Annotated in this window: 16 protein-coding genes; 4 read left to right on the top strand and 12 right to left on the bottom strand. The window is 64.5% G+C overall.

What is annotated here, in order from left to right:
- Positions 1-136: 136 nt before the first annotated feature.
- The 6 genes from AC3WJM_RS16570 to AC3WJM_RS16545 form a co-directional block, all read right to left on the bottom strand.
- A complete protein-coding gene (locus AC3WJM_RS16570; protein WP_332602186.1) occupies positions 137-421 on the bottom strand; it encodes a hypothetical protein in 285 nt (94 codons plus the stop codon).
- Positions 422-784: 363 nt separating this feature from the next.
- On the bottom strand, positions 785-1,831 hold the full coding sequence (locus AC3WJM_RS16565; protein WP_492272410.1) for a DegV family protein: 1,047 nt from the start codon (positions 1,829-1,831) through the stop codon (positions 785-787).
- Positions 1,832-1,884: 53 nt separating this feature from the next.
- Complete coding sequence (gene leuS, locus AC3WJM_RS16560) at positions 1,885-4,413, bottom strand: leucine--tRNA ligase (protein WP_307054008.1); 2,529 nt, start codon at positions 4,411-4,413, stop codon at positions 1,885-1,887.
- A 367-nt stretch (positions 4,414-4,780) separates the two neighbouring features.
- Positions 4,781-6,295 carry a glycerol kinase GlpK gene (gene glpK / locus AC3WJM_RS16555; protein ID WP_492272409.1) on the bottom strand — a complete coding sequence of 505 codons (1,515 nt, stop codon included), beginning with the start codon at positions 6,293-6,295 and terminating at the stop codon, positions 4,781-4,783.
- 58 nt (positions 6,296-6,353) lie between these two features.
- Positions 6,354-7,103: an MIP/aquaporin family protein gene (locus tag AC3WJM_RS16550; RefSeq protein ID WP_284989287.1), complete on the bottom strand. Its 750-nt coding sequence runs from the start codon at positions 7,101-7,103 to the stop codon at positions 6,354-6,356.
- Between the two features lie 174 nt (positions 7,104-7,277).
- A complete protein-coding gene (locus tag AC3WJM_RS16545; RefSeq protein WP_492272408.1) occupies positions 7,278-9,077 on the bottom strand; it encodes a glycerol-3-phosphate dehydrogenase/oxidase in 1,800 nt (599 codons plus the stop codon).
- A 124-nt stretch (positions 9,078-9,201) separates the two neighbouring features.
- On the opposite strand from AC3WJM_RS16545, the gene AC3WJM_RS16540 reads away from it, so the two are divergent.
- The 4 genes from AC3WJM_RS16540 to AC3WJM_RS16525 are packed head-to-tail and all read left to right on the top strand — an operon-like array spanning position 9,202 to position 13,140.
- Positions 9,202-10,164, top strand: a complete 963-nt coding sequence (locus AC3WJM_RS16540) for a sugar-binding transcriptional regulator (protein ID WP_059389187.1) — start codon at positions 9,202-9,204, stop codon at positions 10,162-10,164.
- Between the two features lie 54 nt (positions 10,165-10,218).
- Positions 10,219-11,100 (top strand): aldo/keto reductase, encoded by an 882-nt coding sequence (locus AC3WJM_RS16535; RefSeq protein ID WP_492272407.1) that lies wholly within the window; start codon positions 10,219-10,221, stop codon positions 11,098-11,100.
- Between the two features lie 10 nt (positions 11,101-11,110).
- The gene (locus AC3WJM_RS16530; protein WP_307054000.1) at positions 11,111-12,058 is read left to right on the top strand and encodes an alpha/beta fold hydrolase; all 948 of its coding nucleotides are present in this window, start codon (positions 11,111-11,113) and stop codon (positions 12,056-12,058) included.
- Entirely contained in the window at positions 12,055-13,140 is a 1,086-nt protein-coding gene (locus AC3WJM_RS16525; protein ID WP_492272406.1) for a glycosyltransferase family 4 protein, read from the top strand. The genes AC3WJM_RS16530 and AC3WJM_RS16525 overlap by 4 nt, the downstream gene beginning before the upstream one ends.
- A 5-nt stretch (positions 13,141-13,145) precedes the next feature.
- On the opposite strand, the gene AC3WJM_RS16520 is transcribed toward AC3WJM_RS16525, so the two are convergent.
- From AC3WJM_RS16520 to mihF, 6 genes are all read right to left on the bottom strand, one after another.
- The gene (locus AC3WJM_RS16520) at positions 13,146-15,266 is read right to left on the bottom strand and encodes a primosomal protein N' family DNA-binding protein (RefSeq protein WP_492272411.1); all 2,121 of its coding nucleotides are present in this window, start codon (positions 15,264-15,266) and stop codon (positions 13,146-13,148) included.
- A gap of 123 nt (positions 15,267-15,389) precedes the next feature.
- The gene (gene metK / locus AC3WJM_RS16515) at positions 15,390-16,619 is read right to left on the bottom strand and encodes a methionine adenosyltransferase (protein WP_306959795.1); all 1,230 of its coding nucleotides are present in this window, start codon (positions 16,617-16,619) and stop codon (positions 15,390-15,392) included.
- Positions 16,620-16,711: 92 nt separating this feature from the next.
- Positions 16,712-17,959, bottom strand: coding sequence for a bifunctional phosphopantothenoylcysteine decarboxylase/phosphopantothenate--cysteine ligase CoaBC (coaBC, locus tag AC3WJM_RS16510; protein ID WP_307053998.1), 1,248 nt, complete (start codon positions 17,957-17,959; stop codon positions 16,712-16,714).
- Between the two features lie 26 nt (positions 17,960-17,985).
- On the bottom strand, positions 17,986-18,246 hold the full coding sequence (gene rpoZ / locus AC3WJM_RS16505; protein ID WP_028267125.1) for a DNA-directed RNA polymerase subunit omega: 261 nt from the start codon (positions 18,244-18,246) through the stop codon (positions 17,986-17,988).
- 39 nt (positions 18,247-18,285) lie between these two features.
- The gene (gene gmk, locus AC3WJM_RS16500) at positions 18,286-18,858 is read right to left on the bottom strand and encodes a guanylate kinase (RefSeq protein WP_059389188.1); all 573 of its coding nucleotides are present in this window, start codon (positions 18,856-18,858) and stop codon (positions 18,286-18,288) included.
- A gap of 72 nt (positions 18,859-18,930) precedes the next feature.
- The gene (mihF, locus tag AC3WJM_RS16495) at positions 18,931-19,257 is read right to left on the bottom strand and encodes an integration host factor, actinobacterial type (protein ID WP_084784535.1); all 327 of its coding nucleotides are present in this window, start codon (positions 19,255-19,257) and stop codon (positions 18,931-18,933) included.

The following is a 19,257-nucleotide window of genomic DNA, read 5'->3' as shown; positions in this document are numbered from 1 at the left end:
CACCGGCCCCAAGGCCCTGCCGGGTGTCGACGCATCCGATCGCTTCCATGGAAACACTCTGCCAGGAGGCTACGACAAAATAAGTCCGTCGCTCAGGATGCGCATTGCCTGACTCGAAAATGGATGGTGAGTCGCTTCAGGTTGCCGCTGCGGTCTGATGGATGGGGTCGAAACGGACGGTCAGGCCGAGTGCGTTGGCGTGTTTGGTGATGCGGCGCATGACATGGGTGGGCTCGCGTCGGGTGAAGTGGTCGGGTCCGAGTTCAAGGTAGTCGAGGTTGTTCATGAGCACGTGCCAGATCGCGGTGAGGAGAGAATGCTCGATCGCGACGATGGCTCGTTGTTTGCCTCGTCTGGCAGCGAGGCGGTAGTAGCGTTCGCGGAGGTAGATGTTTTTGGTCCGGGCCGCGCCCATCGCCACGTTGCCCAGGGCAGCTCTGAGTGCTTTGTTGCCGTTTCGCCGGCCTCCTGGCTGGCCTGCAGGACGAAAGAGTCTGACTCACGTGCTCGAAGCAGCAAACCGAAGTTCCTGTCAGCGGCCTCCGGTCGCCAAACTCACTTGCGGGCTCCAACCGCACCAAGTCAACGCGGGGTCACCGGGCGACCCCGGAATCTTCCTCCATCCGTGGGGCGGCCGGTAGGCGGCCGATCAACTCATTTGAAGACTTACGCCTAGCGCCGCCATTCGAAAGTGTGGCGGCAGTTAGGGGTTATGCCCATTTTCATGGAGCTAACGACGGACCAGCAAAAAGCTCAGGACCTCCGCCCGCGCAGATTGACGCGGTTAGGGGAGGCTCCGCATAGTGTTCGCCGGATCCGTTGCGGCTTTCGCGCTGTCACCCAAAAGCGTCGCGGCGCCAGGCGTACTGCTTTCCCCCACAACCACGGCCAATACGCCGAGCCCGGCGTGGGCCGCGAGAACGGCCGGCAGTGCGCTGATCTGTGCAGGCGGGCAATCGGGGCACCCCTCGCCGAGCCGGGCCGCGAGCCTCTCTGCCTCTGCCAGGTTTCCAAAGTGATGCACGGCGAGCCGCGATTGTCCTGGCGGCCGGGAATTGACATCGGCGGCAACGATTTCTTCCAGCCGGGCAACGGCCTTCGCAGCCGAGCGCACCTTCTCGAGCGGTACGATCTTGCCGTCGGCGACCGCGAGGATCGGCTTGATGGACAGCATTGTCCCGAGCCAAGACGCAGCAGCGCCGATACGACCCCCGCGCCTAAGCTGCTCAAGGCTCGGCACATAGAAGTAGACCTTGGTGCGGCCCAATCGCTCCTCGGCAAAGTGCCGGACTTCGGCTGCCGAACGGCCGTCCGCGGCGGCAACCAGCGCGCTTTGGACGCCCATGCCTTGAGCCATTCCTACGGTGCGGGAGTCAATGACTTCGACCGGAATGGAGACGCGTTGCGCAGCCAGCCTGGCGGCGTCCGCGGTGCCGGACAACCCAGCGGAAATGTGGATGGAGACGACGGCTTCGAAACCGCGGTCCCGTGCGGCTAGATAAGCCTGTTCGAACTGGCCGGGTGAAGGACGTGAAGTCTTTACGGACGATCCCGCGGCCAGGGCCAGCGCGAGCGTCTGGGTGATGTCGTCCTCCCCCTCGCCGTAGATCTCTTCGCCCACCATGACGGGCATCGGCACGACGGCGAGGCGGCCGTCCGCGACGAAAGCCTTGACCCACTCGGCCGGCAGAGCGGCAGCCGAGTCGGTGACGACGGCGATGCGCACGACGCGCGCCGGCTCTGCTCCGGCGCGTCCCGGCGTCGTGGACTGGCGCAGGCGGGCCAAACGTTCCTTGAGCCACAACCAAGCGGGTGGTTCGCGGTCCGTCAAGGGAGCCTCCTGGAGCTGGTGGCGGGGGGGGGGGGGGGGCGCCCGTTTCCCGACTAGGCCGGGACGATGTTCACCAGTTTAGGCGCGCGCACGATCACCGTGCGGATGCCGCGGCCATCGAGTGCACGCTGTACGTTTTCGCTTGCGAGAGCGAGCTCTCGCAGCTCATCCTCACTGATGTCCGGCGAGACGTCCAAACGGTCGCGGACCTTGCCCTGGACCTGCACGACGGCCGTCACGGTGTCCTGGACCAGAAGCGAAGGATCGTGGGAAGGCCAGCCGGCGTTCGCCACGGAGGCCGGGTGGCCCAACTGGTTCCACAGGTCCTCGGCCGTGTATGGCGCGAAGAGGCTCAGGATGACCGCCACGGCCTCGGCGGCTTCACGGACGGCGGGGTCTGCGCCACCGGCACCGGAGTCGATGGTCTTGCGGGTCGCGTTGACGAGCTCCATCAGCTTGGCGACCACGACGTTGAACTTGTTGTTGTCCAACAGCTCAGCGGCGTCGGCAATGGTCCTGTGGGTGACGGTGCGCAGCGTGCGGTCACCAGTGGAGACATCGACGCCGGGCTCGCTTGCGACATCCTGGCCAAGGCGCCAGGCGCGGGCGAGGAACTTCGCGGAGCCCGACGGCGAGACGTCCGCCCAGTCGACGTCGTCCTCCGGCGGCGACGCGAAGACCATGGTCAGGCGGACGGCGTCGACGCCGAACTTATCCAGTTGCTCGCCAAGGTCCACGCCGTTGCCGAGGGACTTGCTCATGGCCTTGCCGCCGTTGAGGACCTGCCCCTGGTTGAGCAAGGCGCTAAAGGGTTCGTCCGCGTCGAGCATGCCCATGTCGTGGATGACCTTGGTGAAGAATCGCGCGTACAGCAAGTGGAGGATGGCGTGCTCGACGCCGCCCACGTACTGGCCGACCGGCATCCAGTCGTTGATCTTGGCAGGATCGAACGGTCCCTCGGTGAAGTGCGGGGACACGAAGCGCAGGAAGTACCAGGAAGAGTCCACGAACGTGTCCATCGTGTCCGTGTCGCGCTGGGCGGCGCGTCCGCAGTTCGGGCACTCGACGTTGACCCATTCCAGCGCCGCGGCCAGGGGTGACGTGCCCCTCGGCGACAGCGCCTCGCCGCGCAGGTTTTCGGGCAGCGTGACAGGCAGCTGATCGTCCGGCACCGGCACTTCGCCGCATTCGGCGCAATGGATGATGGGGATCGGGGTACCCCAGAAACGCTGGCGGCTCAGGAGCCAGTCGCGCAGGCGGAAGTTGACGAACTTCTCCCCTGTGCCCAGCTTCTCCAGGATGTCGATGGCTGCGGGGATGGCATCGGCCTTGGACAAACCGTCCAGTTCGCCGGAGTTCATCAGGGTGCCCTCGCCGGCGGTCGCAATGCCGGTCTCCGCCGGATCTTCCCCGCCGGTGTTGAGGACCGGACGCACCGGCAGGTCAAACGCGCGGGCGAAGTCGAGGTCGCGCTGGTCGTGCGCAGGCACTGCCATGATGGCGCCCGTGCCGTAGTCGGCGAGCACGTAGTCGGCTGCCCACACGGGCAGTTTTTCGCCGTTGAGCGGGTTGATGGCGTAGCGGCCGGTGAACACGCCGGTCTTCTCGCGCTCAGTGGACTGGCGCTCGATGTCCGACAGGGCCTTGACCTTTTCGCGGTACGCCATGAGGGCATCGTGTTGTTCGGGCGTGACCAAGTCCAGCGCCAGGTGCGCGTCCGCGGCGACGACGAAGAACGTTGCCCCGTACAGGGTGTCCGGGCGCGTGGTGAAGACAGTGACTTCGCGTTCGGGACGGCCGTCCGTGGCTTCGATCGCGAACCGGACGTGGGCACCCTCAGAGCGGCCAATCCAGTTGCGCTGCATTGCCAGCACCCGCTCGGGCCAGTGTCCCTGGAGCTCGGACATGTCGTCGAGCAAACGGTCGGCATAATCGGTGATCTTGAAGTACCACTGATTCAGGGACTTCTTCGTGACAGGGGTCCCGCAGCGTTCGCACGCGCCGTTGACTACCTGCTCGTTCGCCAGGACGGTCAGGTCCTTCGGGCACCAGTTAACCGGGGAATCCTTGCGGTAGGCCAGCCCGCGCTCGTAGAACCGCTTGAACAGCCACTGCGTCCAGCGGTAGTACTCCGGGTCCGAAGTGTGCAGCCGGCGGGACCAGTCGGCAGAGATCGCGTAACGCTTGAACGACGCGGCCTGCGTGTCGATGTTTGCGTACGTCCACTCGCTGGGGTGTGCATTGCGCTTGATGGCGGCGTTCTCCGCGGGCAGGCCGAAGGAGTCCCAGCCGATGGGGTGCAAGACGTCGAAACCCTTCTGGCGGAGGTATCGCGCCACGACGTCGCCCATCGCGAAGGCCTCAGCGTGGCCCATGTGGAGGTCGCCTGAAGGGTACGGGAACATGTCCAGGACGTAGCGCCGCTCGCGGGAGCCGTCGTCGACAGGAGTGAAGACTTTGAGGTCTTCCCAGACCTGCGGCCACTTGGCCTCCATCGAGGCGAAGCTGTAGACACCCTCCTCGGGCGTCTCGCCTGCCACTGTTGACTGTGCTCCGGTTTCTGTCTCCGGCTGAACGCTCACTGCTGCCCTCTTCTGTTCTTCCATGACGGTTTTGCCTCCTGCTCCGGGCCCCGGAAGGTCCCGGACACACAAAAGCCCCTCGGCAAGGAGGGGCGGCCGCTCGGTTCGCGATGCTTTAGATCGACGTATACCGGGCGGCTAGCTAAGCAGAAGGATCGCACGCATAAAGCCACCTTACCGCACCAAGCCCTTGGCGTGGTTTCAACGGCTGCGCGTAGGTGAAGGTTGAGGGAGGCCGCACTTCGCCCGGGTGTGGTGGGCACCGCGATGGGCCCACAGCTGCGAGGGCCCCGATGCGAGCTTGCGAGCGTTGGGAGCAGCTGGGGACGGGCGGGGCAAGTGCGGCCTCCCTCAACCGAGGTGAGACCTACTTAACGTCCTCGTCCACCCAATCCATGGACTTGGTAACAGCCTTCTTCCACAGGCGCATCTGCCGCTCCTGCTCTTCGGCCGGAAGCTGCGGCTCCCAGCGCTTGTCCTCGCCCCAGTTGGAGCTGAGTTCGCCGAGGTCTTTCCAGAAGCCGACGGCGAGGCCCGCCGCGTAAGCGGCACCCAAGGCCGTGGTTTCCACGACCTTCGGACGGACCACAGGCACGCCCAGGATGTCGGCTTGGAATTGCATGAGCGCCTCATTGGCGACCATTCCGCCGTCGACCTTCAACTCAGTCAGCGGAACGCCCGAGTCCGCGTTGACGGCGTCGAGCACCTCGCGGGTCTGGAATGCGGTGGCCTCGAGTGCCGCGCGGGCGATGTGGCCCTTGTTGGCAAAACGGGTCAGGCCAACGATGGCACCGCGGGCGTCGGCACGCCAGTACGGGGCGAACAGTCCGGAGAACGCGGGCACGATGTAGACACCGCCGTTGTCCTCGACGCCTGCCGCTAGCGTCTCCACTTCGGGAGCGGAGCTGATCAGGCCGAGGTTGTCGCGGAGCCACTGGATCAGTGATCCCGTGACGGCGATGGAGCCTTCCAATGCGTAGTGCGGTTTCGCGTCGCCCAGCTTGTAGCCCAGCGTGGTCAGCAGGCCGTTCTTCGAGTGGACGATCTCCTCGCCCGTGTTGAAGATCAGGAAGCAACCGGTGCCGTAGGTGTTCTTGGCTTCGCCCGCCTGGAACGCCGCCTGGCCGAAGGTTGCCGCCTGCTGGTCGCCCAGGATGCCTGCGACGGGCACTTCGCGCAGCAACTGCGAGGTGTGCACCGTGCCGTAGACCTCGGAGGAGGACTTGATGGCGGGCATCATTGACGCCGGCACGCCGAACGCGTCGAGGATGTCCTGGTCCCATTGCAAGGTGTCCAGGTCCATGAACATGGTGCGCGAGGCGTTGGTGACGTCTGTGGCGTGTACGCCGCCGTCCACGCCGCCTGTCAGGTTCCACAGGACCCAGCAGTCGGTGTTGCCGAAGATGAGGTCCCCGGCTTCGGCCTTGGCCCGCGCTCCTTCAACGTTGTCCAGGATCCACTTGATCTTGGTTCCGGAGAAGTAAGTTGCCAGGGGAAGGCCGACCTTTTGCTTGAAGCGCTCTGGGCCGCCGTCCTGGGCCAGCTCGTCCACGATGGGCTGCGTGCGGGTGTCCTGCCAGACGATCGCGTTGTAGATGGGCTCGCCCGTGTTCTTGTCCCACACGACGGCGGTTTCGCGCTGGTTGGTGATGCCGACGGCTGCGATGTCGTGCCGGGTCAGGTTGGCCTTCGACAACGCAGAGCCGACGACCTCCCTGACGTTGTCCCAGATCTCCACCGGGTTGTGCTCTACCCAACCGGCTTGGGGGAAGATCTGCTCGTGCTCCATCTGGCCGGTGGAGACAATGTTGCCTGAGTGATCGAACACGATGGCACGCGAGCTGGTGGTTCCCTGGTCAATGGCGATGACGTATTGCGACATTTTGACGTCCTTGTCTGCTTGCTTTGGTGTGGATGCGGTGTAGGTACTGAGCGGTTTGCTACTTGGCGACAGTGGCCATGATCGGTATGGAGTGGGCGACGAGTCCGGCGATGGTTCCACCCAGGAGCGGGCCGACAATCGGAACCCAGGAGTAGGCCCAGTCGCTGGAGCCCTTGCCCTTGATCGGCAGAAGTGCGTGGGCGATACGCGGACCGAGGTCACGGGCGGGGTTGATTGCATAGCCCGTCGGGCCGCCAAGGGACGCGCCGATGCCGACGACGAGCAATGCCACCGCGAGCGGCCCTAGGCCGGAGGGAGTGCCGCCGAAGGTCAGGATCACGAAGACCAGTACAAACGTGGCGATGATTTCGGTGACGAGGTTCCAGGGGTACGAGCGGATGGCCGGTCCCGTGGAGAATACGGCGAGTTTGCTGGCTGCCAAGGGCTCGGCGTCGAAGTGCTGCTTGTGCGCGAGCCAGGCGAAGACAGCGCCTAGGAAGGCGCCGAGCAGTTCTCCACCGAAGTAGGTGAACGTGGATGCCGCACTTACGGCCACACCGGGGGCGAACTCGGCCTTACCGTCAACCAGGAGACCAAGCGTGACCGCCGGATTCAGGTGCGCACCGGACATGGCCGCTACGTAAACGCCGGCAAATACTGCGATGCCCCAGCCAAAATTCACCATCAGGAACCCGCCGCTGTTGCCCTTTGTGCCCTTGAGCGCGACGTTTGCCACAACGCCGCAGCCAAGGAGGGTAAGCATTCCGGTTCCGAACACTTCGGAAAGGAAAACAATTCCGAGAGACATCTTTGACTCCTCATTTTCTTCTGTTGTCAGCCCTGCAGGTTTTGTGGGGGCCGTTGGGACGGCGTCTGTTAGCGCCGTCCCGATTGCGGTCCCCCCTTCCGGAGCGGAAGACCGCAACCCTTGTGTCCAGGCTTCTTGGCCGGAACAATCAAGCTGATGTGACGTACATTACGTTCATGCGACGAGGCTGTGAACAGTCACGCCATGAAAACGTAGAAGCACCTCCTGGGCATGCTGGATTTCCGCTTGACGCTTCGCCGAATCCCAGCCAAGCTGCGTGGCGAGGACTTCGGCGATTTCGTTCAGGAGCTCTCCGGTCACGAGTCCCCGGAAGGCCAGCGAGGTGCGGCGGATGAGGACATCCACGAGGTGCCCGATCTGTTCGTTGGCGGCCATGAACTCGAGTTCCCGGACGCTGAGCTCGTTCGTGGAGCGGAGCTTCCGGTCTTCGCCTGCCCCGAGGTAGGCGATGACGTCCTCGGCGCGCGTGCCGTAGCGGGTCAACAGGCCGCTGACCCGGTCGGCGTCGAGCCCGGGAGCCATGTGCTTCTTGACCCAGTCCTGGATTCCGTCTTCGCTGTCCGGGAAATCCAAGCCGCCTCCGATGGCGAGTTTCGCCGTCGACACCTTCCGCTCCAAGCCCAGCTCGCGGAGGACGTCGTTGCTCAGGTGTTCGGCGAGGGCCCGGAAAGTGGTCCACTTGCCGCCGATCAATGAGAGTACGACGGCGGCCTTGCCGCCTTGGGCGGCCGCGGCACCGGAGGCTTCCCGTCCGCTTCGCTCGATGCGGTAGTCGCGGGATACGAAGCCCGGCTGCGTGTCATCGTGACGGGGAAGCGGCCGAACGCCGGCGAAGCTGTAGACGATGTGGCTGCGCTCAACCTTGATGGAGGGGAAGACGTGGCCGACCAGGTCGAAGAAGTAGTCGATCTCGGCTTCGGTGCACACGGCATCCTGCGCCATGTCCGCCTCGACGTCGGTGGTGCCCACCAGGACGCGGTCACCCATGGGGTAGATCAGGACGATCCGCCCGTCGGTGTGTTCGAAGAAGATCTCACGGCCGCCGCACGCTGCGAGCAATTCCGGGTGGTCCAGGACGATATGGGATCCCTTGGTTCCGCCCATGAAGCGGCTCGCGGCACCCATCGCCGCGTTGGTGAGGTCAACCCAGGCGCCGGTGGTGTTGACGATCACGTCGGCCTGGAAGCTGAATTCCTCGCCAGTGAGCTCATCGCGCAGCAAAACGGCGCCGGCTGAGTCGTCCGCGGAGGCCATCGAAACAAGGGAGACGTAGTTGCTGGCCCGGGCGCTGCCGCCCGGCAAGCCGCTTCCGATGCCCGCCTTTTCGCCGTCCTGCAGCACATCGAGCGTCAGGCGCTCCGGGTTGTGCACGGACGCGTCGAAGTAGGTGGCTGCGTATTTGATGCCGGGGTGCAACCGGGGCAACTCAGCCAGGGCCTTCTCCTTGCCACGGAACTGATGGCGGGGGACGCTGCCGCCGTCGCGGGAGAAGAAGTCGTACATGCTCAAGCCGAGCTTGATGAGGAAGGCGCCGCGCTCCTTCGGCTTGCCTTGCTTGTGCGTGAGGAAGCGGGTGGGCGCGGAAAGTATTCCGGAGAAGGTGCTGAAGATCGGGATGGTCGTCTGCAGGGGCTTGACGTAGTGCGGAGCGATCTTCAAAAGTCGGTTGCGCTCGACCACGGATTCCTGGACGAGGCGGAATTCCCCGTTCTCGAGGTAGCGGATGCCGCCGTGGATCATGTGGGATGAGGCTCCGCTGGCGCCCTGGCAGTAATCGCCGCGTTCCACGAGGGCGACATCCACGCCTTGGAGTGCCAAATCGCGGAATGTTCCGACGCCGTTGATGCCGCCTCCGATGATCAGCACCTGGGCCTGCGGCCGTTCGCGGAGTGCCGAAACCGAAGCCCGACGTGGTGATCCTGCTGAGGAACCGGAATTGCTGGTGTATCCCAAAACTGCTCCCTTGGGCTTTGGTGTATGCGCTGCATCACTTGACGTCGCACCTTGCACAACTATTCTTCGAAGGAATGGAAAATGAAATCAAGCTAGTTGCACAAACGTGCAGAACGGAATTGAGATGCCACGATCACGACATTCAGAGGCCCTCCGGGCGGCACAGATGTACTACCTCCAGGACCTCACCATGGACGCCATTGCCCGCGAGCTTCGGACCTCGCGGTCAACCGTTTCCCGCTTGCTGTCTTCGGCCCGCGAGTCGGGACTGGTCCAGATCCAGATCCGCAGTCCCCTGGATTCCGCCCCGGAACTGGAGCGCATGATCCGCAACCACTACGGGGTCGATGTGCACGTGGTGCCCGTCCTGGACACCTTGAACGAGGCGGAAACCCTTGACCGGGTGGCGACGCAGGCAGCAAAGACCATTGGTCCGCTGGTGGATTCCAACGCCATCATCGGCGTGGCCTGGGGTGCCACCATCAGTGCCGTCAGCAGGCACCTGACACGCAAGATCACGCACGGCAGCACCATCGTGCAGCTCAACGGCGCCGGCAACATGCAGACCACCGGCATTACCTATGCCAGCGACATCATGCGCCGTTTCGGCATCGCCTTTGGTGCGCGGGTAGAACAGTTCCCGGTGCCCGCCTTCTTCGACCATGCCTCCACGAAGACCGCCATGTGGAACGAGCGCAGCGTCCAACGCGTGCTCGATCTGCAAGCCAGGATGAGCATCGCCATCTTCGGTGTCGGCTCGGTGCATTCGGACTACCCCAGCCACGTCTACGCAGGTGGGTACCTCGATGAAACGGACTTGAACTTGTTGGCCAGCTCGGACGTCGTGGGCGACGTTGCCACCGTCTTTTTCCGCGCCGACGGCTCTTCCGACGGCATCACCCTCAACGAGCGGTCAACCGGCCCAAGCCACGAGCAACTACGGCAGGTGCGTCGCCGGATCTGCGTCGTCTCTGGTGCATCCAAGATCAACGGGCTTCGCGGAGCACTCGAAGCGAAACTGGCAACAGATCTGATCCTGGACGAGGCCACGGCGAAGCGCCTGGTCAGTTTCGGCAGCCCTTCCTGAATAATTGAAGGACCCTGAAACATTCCCGGCATCGAGGTAGGTAGAGTCTTGGCTATGAAACCCTCGCCTAGGCTCAGTCTCAACAATGGTGTCTTGATTGACCAGTTGGGGTTCGGGCTCTACAAGGTGCCGCCGGCGGATGCCACTTCTTTGGTCGCCACTGCGCTGGGCGCCGGCTACAGGCATTTCGATACAGCGGCCATGTACGGCAACGAGACCGGGGTCGGACGCGGCATCGGCAGTGCGGTCATACCCCCGCCCGGCATCGACAGCAACACGGGAGGCTCCGGGGAAGGAACTCACGGCCTCTCCCGCGAAGACGTCTTTGTCACCACCAAGCTCTGGAACGACGACCAGGGGTACGACTCCACGCTGCGCGCCTTCGATACCTCCATGGCCAATCTCGGCCTCGACTACGTCGACCTGTACCTGATCCATTGGCCTTGCGCAGGGCGTGGATTGTTCCAGGAGAGCTACCGGGCAATGGAAACCCTGTACCGTGAGGGCCGGGTGCGCGCGATCGGCGTCTCCAACTTCCAGCCGGCCCACCTCGAAGCGCTCATGCAAAAGGCCGAAGTGGTCCCTGCGGTGAACCAAATTGAGCTGCACCCGTGGTTGCAGCAGACCAGGCTCCGGACCCTCCACGAGCAGTTGCGCATCCGCACGGAGGCGTGGAGCCCGTTGGGGCGTGGCCAGGTCCTCCAGGATCCGGCAGTCAGCGCGCTCGCGGATAAATATGGAAAGACACCTGCCCAAATCATCATCCGCTGGCACCTCCAGCTCGGAAATATCGTGATTCCCAAAGCCAGTACCGCGGCACGCATCCAGGAGAACTTCGACGTCTTCGGCTTCGAGCTTGATGCCGACGACATGGATGGCTTGGCCGCCCTCGAACGCCACCACCGCACCGGGTCACACCCGGACAACGTCAACTAGGACCTGCCGAATGGAACAAGTGGACACCAACCACTCCCCCGAACCCGCACCAGCCTCCCCACGGGAGTTCTTCAGCAAGGCCTTGGCCTCCAGGACGAGTGCCTCGGACATCGACCTCGACGGCAGCAACGTCGCCTATTGGTGCTACGAACCGGTCACGGTGACCCCGGCGACGCGCACCATACTGGTCATTCACGGTTTCCGCGGCGACCACCACGGCCTGCTCCGCGTAGTGGACCACCTGCCGGAAATGCGCGTCATCATGCCCGACCTTCCCGGCTTTGGCAGCTCGGAGCCTTTCGCCGGAGACACCCACACCGTGGAACGCTACGGGAAGTTCATCACCGGTTTCATGGCGGCCTTGGGCCTCGGAGCGGACACAGTTCTCTTGGGGCACTCCTTCGGATCCATCGTCGCCAGCCACTTCGCCGCCGCGAACCCCGGCGCCATCCGCCCGCTGATCCTGGTCAATCCCATCGCCGCTCCCGCGCTTGAGGGCCCCAAAGGCCTCATGACCAAGCTCGCGGTCCTGTACTACCAGGTCTCCGCCAAGCTCCCGCGCCGGCTTGGACTCGCCGTCTTGCGCAGCCGCCTCGTTGTCCGCGTCATGAGCGCCGCGATGGCCAAGACCCGAGACAAGGAACTCCGGGCCTTTGTCCATGGCCAGCACGATGCGTACTTCTCCGCGTTCGCCGACCGCGCTAGCCTGCTGGAGTCTTTCCGGGCTTCGGTGTCCAGCCATGTGGCCGAGGTCGCCGGGCAATTGGACCTTCCTGTGTTGTTGGTGGCCGGCGAGAAAGACGAGATCGCCCTGCTCAAGGACCAGCACAAGCTACTGGAGATGCTCCCGGACGGCGCGCTGGAAGTGATTCCCGACGTCGGGCATTTGATCCATTACGAGACACCGGCGCCGGCCGCCGCCGCCATCCGCAGTTTCCTGGAGGAACACCCCGCGTGAAAATCGTCATAGATGCCCGCTTCACCCGCACGGACCATCATGACGGGATCAGCCGCTACGGATCGAGCCTCATCGCGGCGACGTCCAAGATCGCGGATGTCACCATGCTCATCAGTGACAAGCGCCAATTGGCGCTCCTCCCGGACGTCCCCTACGTTCACATCAGCAGCCCGCTGTCCCCCCGCGAACTGTTCGTGGCGCGTGAAGTCAACAAGCTCGGCGCCGACGTCGTGGTCTGCCCCATGCAGACCATGGGAACCTGGGGCCGCAAGTACGGGCTGGTCCTGACCCTGCACGACCTCATCTACTATGAGCACCCTGCCCCTCCGGGCTTCCTGCCCGCACCCGTGCGGCTGCTCTGGCGGCTCTACCACAAGGCCTACTGGCCGCAGCGATTGCTTCTCAACCGGGCCGACATCGTGGCGACCATCAGCCACACCACCGAGTCGCTCATGGCGAAGTTCAATCTCACGCGCCGCCCGGTCCGGATCGTGGGCAACGCGCCACAGCCGGGCCAGAAGCCGCGCGATCCCGCAGCCGGCGCCGAGAAATCCCTGCTCTACATGGGCTCGTTCATGCCCTACAAAAACGTGGAGACCATGATCCAGGGAATGGCCGATTTGCCAGGATTCACGCTGCATCTGCTCAGCAGGATCACCCCCCAGCGCCGTGCGGAGCTGGAGCCCCTGGTCCCGCCTGGCGCCCAGGTCGAGTTCCACAACGGCGTCACGGATGCCGAATACGATTCCCTCCTGCTCCGGGCCACCGCCCTCGTCAGCCTGTCCAAGGCAGAAGGTTACGGGCTGCCCCTGGTCGAGGCGATGGCACTTGGCACCCCCGTGATCGCCAGCGACGCCCCCATCTTCCGTGAGGTCGGCGGGGACGCCGTGAGCTACGTACACCCCGAATCGCCCGGCGAGTTCGCCGCAGCGGTCAAGGCCCTTGAAGACGGCGAATTGTGGCAGGCACGGTCGCGCCGCTCCGTGGAACGCGCGGCTGATTTCAATTGGGACGAGTCTGCGCGCCAACTGCTGGTGGTGGCCGAAGAGATCGTTGCGGTGCGGAGCCGCAAACGGCGCTGAGGACGCTAGAGGACGTCGACGCCGTCGAGCCGTAGTTGCACCGGTCCTGAGGTGCGCTTCGCCGCACTGGCGGCTTTGACGGCCCTCATGGAACGGGTGGCAACGGCTGCTTGGGCATACGGAATGAAGATCAGCGTCCGGACGTCCGGATCGTCGTCCCTCCCTGAAGCGCGCTGCGCCGACAGAGCGAGAGAGACCGGCGCTGGGCCCGCAGTGCGGAGCTGGATGGTGTCGGCCAGGCTTTCGGTGAAATGCACGACGTCGGCCCGCTTGCCCGTCACTGAGGCGATCCGCACGGCGGGCGGTAACTGGAGTTCCTGCCGCAGTGCCAGTTCTCGGGAGGCATATCCAGCGGGGTCCCAGCGCAGCAGCGCACCTGTCGCGGCGGTGTCGTCTGCGGTGACAACGACGAGCCCGCCTTCGTTCGCGGGCCGCACGAGGGCCGCGGCATTGAACCATCGCCGAACGGTGTCCTCCCCGGCGCGCAGGTTTTCCCTGCGCAGGAGCGAATTGCCATCCAGGAGCAGCGCCGCTGCGTAGCCGCCGGCTGCGATCGGCTCAGCCCCCACGGTCGCCACCACCAGGGCGCGGGCATCGGACACTGTGGCTTTGACTTGGTCTCCCGACGATGTCACCACAGCCTTGCCTGGAAAAGCCCTGCCCAGTTCTTCCGCTGTCCGCAGCACACCGGCTGCGCCTCTGCGAAGGCGGCCTGCGCCGCAATGCCGGCAACGCCATTCCGGGGCCGGCGTGGAGCACCAGCGGCACTGAGGCAGGGCCGATTGTCCGGCGATGGCGAGGGGTCCCTGGCAGTTGTTGCACCTGGCGGTTTCGCGGCACTCCTCGCAGACAAGGGAGGGGGCGTAGCCGGCCCGGGCCACCTGCACCAGGACGGGGCCGCGTTCCAGTCCCTCTTTGGCGGCCCGCCAGGCGGCGCCGGGCAATCGTGCGATCTTCGCCAAGGGGTCGTGCTCCTGCTCGAAGCTGTCAGCCGTATTGAGCACCCGGGGCGTCCTGGCGCGGACCACTTGCCGGGGAGCTTCCACCGGCACGGCCCACCCGCCCTCAACGAGCCGTTGAAGCTCGGTGCTGCGGCTATGCGCAGCCATGAGGCACGCCGCTGATTCCTGTTCGGAACGCAAGAGCAGGATTTCCCTGGTGTGGGCGTAGGGAGCGCGCTGGTCAATGTGGAGGTCGTCGCCGTCGTCCCAGCACACCACGAGGCCAAGGTCCTGCACCGGAGCGTACGCGGCGGAGCGGGTGCCGACAGCCACCTGTGCCGCGCCGCTGAGGAGCCGGAGGTAGCTCCGGTACCGCGGCGTCTGGCCGTCGTCGGCCGTCAGCCGCGCGACGTCTCCTGGTGGCAGGACAGCGCGCAGTGCCGCCTCCATGCGGTCGAGATCACGATAGTCGGGAACGACGACGACGGCGCCCCGCCCTGAGGAGCGGACTGCCGCCACCGCGGATGCCACGAGCTCGGGCCAGCCTGCGGTTCCAAAACCCTGCGTTGCCGTCAAGACCGCGCGGGGTGAGCCACCCCCGGCCAAGTGTTGCAAGTATGGCGCTCCGTTGGTGTAGGAAGCCCACGCCGCGTGCGCCTGCGAGGCCGAGGCCTGGGGCGCGATGCCCTGGGGCGCCTCGGTGTGTTCGGCAGGGGTGGCCGGCTCGTCCGAAAGGGAATCGCCGGACAGGAGCAGCTTCTCCAGCCGCGCGACGCGGGGCGGAATGGCGGTCCGGAGGACATCGCTGCGCGTTCCGGCGTAGCGGGCCGCGACACTCGTGGCAAGGTCCAGCAACGCCGGAGTCAGCACCGGGACGGCTGAAACCACCTTGAGAAGGGGAGTCAGGGCATGCCCGGCTTCCGACGATTCCATGCGCTCCAGGACGTAGCCGCTGAGTTCCTGGCCGCTGAAGCGGACTTTGACCCGGACGCCTGCCAGGGCCGTCCCCTCCAACTCGGCCGGGACACTGTAGTCAAAGGGCCTGTCGAGATGCAGCAAGGATGATTCGATCAAGACCCGCGCCACCGGGTTGCTCGCCGCGAGCGGCGGTCCGCCGACGTCGTTCCCGCGCGAGGGGAAGCCTTGGAGCAAGGACGGCTGATGGGCCGGCGAAGACGACACCATGGCAAACGGAAGCAACGAACCATCGCTCATGCTTGTCACCTCCCTGGAGTGCCGGATGCCTTCGTCCAATCCAAGCAGGCCCCACCGACAATTCCGGATTCCGGCCGGCACGGGCAAGCCGTTTCAGGCGTTGAAGAATTCCTTCAATTCGTCCACGCGGTCCAATCGTTCCCACGTGAAATCCGGCTCGTCGCGGCCGAAGTGGCCATGCGCCGCCGTCTTGGCGTAGATGGGGCGCTTGAGGTCGAGGGCGTCAATGATGGCGCGCGGACGGAGGTCGAAGATCTCCGCAATCGCTTCGCTGATCTTGGCCGGGTCGACAGTCTCGGTACCAAAGGTTTCCACGTAGGTACCCACCGGACGTGCCTGGCCGATCGCGTAGGCGATCTGGATTTCGGCCCGCTTGGCCAAGCCTGCTGCCACAACGTTCTTTGCTACCCAGCGCATCGCGTAGGCCGCCGAGCGGTCCACCTTCGACGGATCCTTGCCGGAGAAGGCACCGCCACCGTGGCGGGCCATGCCGCCGTACGTATCAACGATGATCTTGCGGCCTGTCAGCCCGGCATCGCCGACGGGACCGCCGATGACGAAGGCGCCGGCGGGATTCAGGATATTCGCGACGTGGGAGATATCCAGGTTGGCCGCAGCCAGGACGGGGTCGATCACGTGCGAGGCGAGATCGGCGCGCAAGAGATCGAGGTGGGTTCCCTCTGCGTGCTGGCTGGAGATAACCACCGTTTCAACGGAAACCGGACGGTCACGGTCGTAGCCGACCGTCACCTGGGTCTTGCCGTCGGGGCGCAAGTAGGCCAGTTCGCCGCTCTTGCGGACTTCGGTAAGGCGCTCCGAAAGGCGGTGTGCGAGCCAAATGGGCGTCGGCATATAGGACGGGGTCTCATCGCTCGCGTAGCCGAACATGATGCCCTGGTCACCGGCGCCCTGAAGGTCGTAGTCGTCCTCCTGGCGGCCTTCGCGGGCTTCGAGCGAATTGAAGACGCCGCCGGCGATGTCGTTGGACTGCTGTCCGATGGAGACAGACACCCCGCAACGGGCGCCGTCAAAGCCATTGGCCGACGAGTCGTACCCTATTCCGAGGATGGTCTCGCGGACGATCTGCGGGATTTCAACATACGCGTCCGTCGTGACTTCACCGGCTACATGCACCAAGCCCGTGGTGGCCATGGTTTCAACAGCCACGCGCGACTCAGGGTCTGCCGCCAGGAGCGCATCAAGGATGGCGTCGCTGATCTGGTCGCAGATTTTGTCCGGGTGCCCTTCCGTAACCGACTCCGAGGTGAAGAGCCGGAGCTTGGACGGGGTGCCGTGGGATTCATGGTGCAGCGGTAAAGTCACTCGACTACCTTACTCGGTTGGGGGCGGCCGGCTTCCGCCGTATGTCCCTATGCTAAGGATGGACCAGCCAGGAAATGAGCCTCGCCCGGCGCCTACGTCGCGGGGCGTACTCGGCTTAGTTCAGTGCTGATCCGGTCAATGACAGCGGCCGCGACGTCGGATTTGGAACCCGCCGCCGACTGCGGCGCCGCGCCATGGCCGGAGAGAATGATCACAGAGTTCTGGTCCTGGCCGAACACTCGCCCGACGCCGACCTGGTTGACCACCAAAAGGTCGCAGCCTTTGCGTTTGAGCTTGGCGGTGGCGTGTTCCAGGACGTCGCCGTCTTCGTCCCCGGTTTCGGCCGCAAACCCGATGATCAACTGCGTGGATGCCGCGGCGTCGCGGCGCACTACCAGTTCATGCAGGATGTCCGGGTTCTGCACGAGGCGCACCACGGGGGCGTCGTTGCCGTTGACCTTCTTGATTTTCGTGTCTGAAACCTCGGCAGGACGGAAATCCGCCACAGCCGCGGCCATGATCACGACGTCGGAGCCGACGGCGGCTTCCAGCGCGGCGTCACGGAGCTCCAGTGCGGATTCAACCTGGACCAGTTCGACGCCGGCAGGTGCCTGGACGTCCATGTGGGCAGCGAGGAACCTCACACGCGCTCCTGCGTCAAGGGCCGCGGCGGCCAGCGCAACACCCTGCTTGCCGGAAGACCTGTTCCCAAGGAAACGGACCGGATCCAGGGCTTCCCGGGTGCCGCCTGCGGAAATCGTGATGGTGCGCCCTGCCAGGGGTTTGGGTCCAGCAAGCGGGGTTGAGGGCGAGGAGGGGTCGACCAAAGCCATGGCGGCCGCGAAGATCGCTTCCGGCTCGGGCAGCCTGCCCGGCCCGGAATCCGCTCCTGTCAGACGGCCCACCGCGGGTTCCAGGACGGTGATGCCCCTGCTGCGCAGTGTTTCCACATTCGCCTGGGTGGCTTGGTTGTGCCACATTTCGGTGTGCATCGCCGGAGCGAAAAGCACCGGACCATGCGCCATGAGCAGTGTGTTGGTGAGCAGATCCCCCGCTTGGCCGGTTGCCGCCTTGGCCAGCAGGTCGGCAGTTGCCGGGGCGACCACAATGAGATCCGCTTCATGGCCGAGGCGGACGTGGTTGACCTTCTCGACGTCGTCAAAGACGCTGTTGCTCACCGGATTGCCCGAGAGGGCCTCCCACGTAGCCACGCCGACAAAGCGGATGGCGGCCTCCGTGGGAATGACCGTGACGTTGTGTCCGGCTTCAGTAAAAAGCCGGAGGAGCGATGCAACCTTGTAGGCTGCGATCCCTCCCCCGACTCCGAGGACTATGCGCACGTGACCTCCGTCAACAGGCAGTCTGTTTACTCTGCGGGCTCGATGGGCGTGGAAACCAGCAGGCCTTCGTTGATCTCGCGCAGGGCGATGGAAAGCGACTTCTCGTTCAGCTTGGTGTCGACCAGCGGGCCAACGTACTCGAAGAGGCCCTCGTGCAGCTGGGCGTAGTACGCGTTGATCTGGCGCGCGCGCTTGGCGCCGAAAATCACCAGGCCGTACTTTGAATCGGCAGCAGCAAGCAGCTCGTCGATCGGCGGGTTGATGATGCCTTCAAGGTTCGTGGACACGAATTCTCCAAATTCTAACGGGCTGACAAGTGCTAGCGCTTAGCGCTGGTGCGGGGTAAGCCCCATGAGTGAAACAAGCTCGTCCGCTGCCCGGCGTACGTCGTCATTGATGACGGTGTGGTCAAACTCCGGTTCAGCGGCAAGTTCCAGTTTAGCGGTTTCCAGCCGTCGCTGCTGTTCCTCCGGGGTTTCGGTGCCGCGGCCCACCAAGCGGCGGACCATTTCGTCCCAGCTGGGCGGAGCGAGGAACACGAAGTTGGCGTCCGGAACTGCCGCCTTGACCTGGCGGGCGCCCTGCAGATCGATCTCCAACAGCACGGACCTGCCTTCGGCGATGGCGGCGTCCACGGTGCTGCGGAGCGTGCCGTAGCGGTTCTTTCCGTGGACGACGGCCCACTCAAGCAACTGGCCGTCCGCAACGAGTGCGTCGAATTCTTCGGCGGACTTGAAGTAGTAGTGGACACCGTCCTTCTCCCCCGGCCGCGGTGCGCGGGTGGTGGCTGAAACCGACAGCCAGACCTCGGGGTAATTGTCCCGGATATACGTGGATACTGTTCCCTTGCCAACGGCAGTGGGGCCTGCGAGGACGGTCAGTCCCGGATTCTTGCTCACATCGTCCTTCGTGGAGATTCTATATATGCTGCGTATCTTCTAAACGCTGCATTTGTTGAACGCTGCATTCGTTTAAACTCTGTATTTGTCTTCCATAAAATCTATCAGCGACCGGGATTGGTGAATTCCCAGGCCCCTGAGCCTGCGTGAAGGAGCGATCCCGATCTCCGCCATGATGGCCGCTGCCCGTACCGGGCCAATGCCCGGTACGGCCTCGATCAGCTCGGAAACGCGCATTCGGGCGATGGCCTCGTCGGTCTGCGCCGACTTGATCAGACCGGCAATGCTGAGTTCGCCCGTCCTAAGCTGTTCCTTCGCGAGTGCGCGTCTTGCCCGGGCTCTCGCTGCCTTTTCCAAGGCATCGGAACGTTCCTCTGGCGACAGAGCCTTTAAGGTCAC

It is taken from the genome of Arthrobacter sp. FW306-1B-G06A, from assembly GCF_058781765.1.
This window is presented reverse-complemented; position numbering and strand designations above follow the sequence as displayed.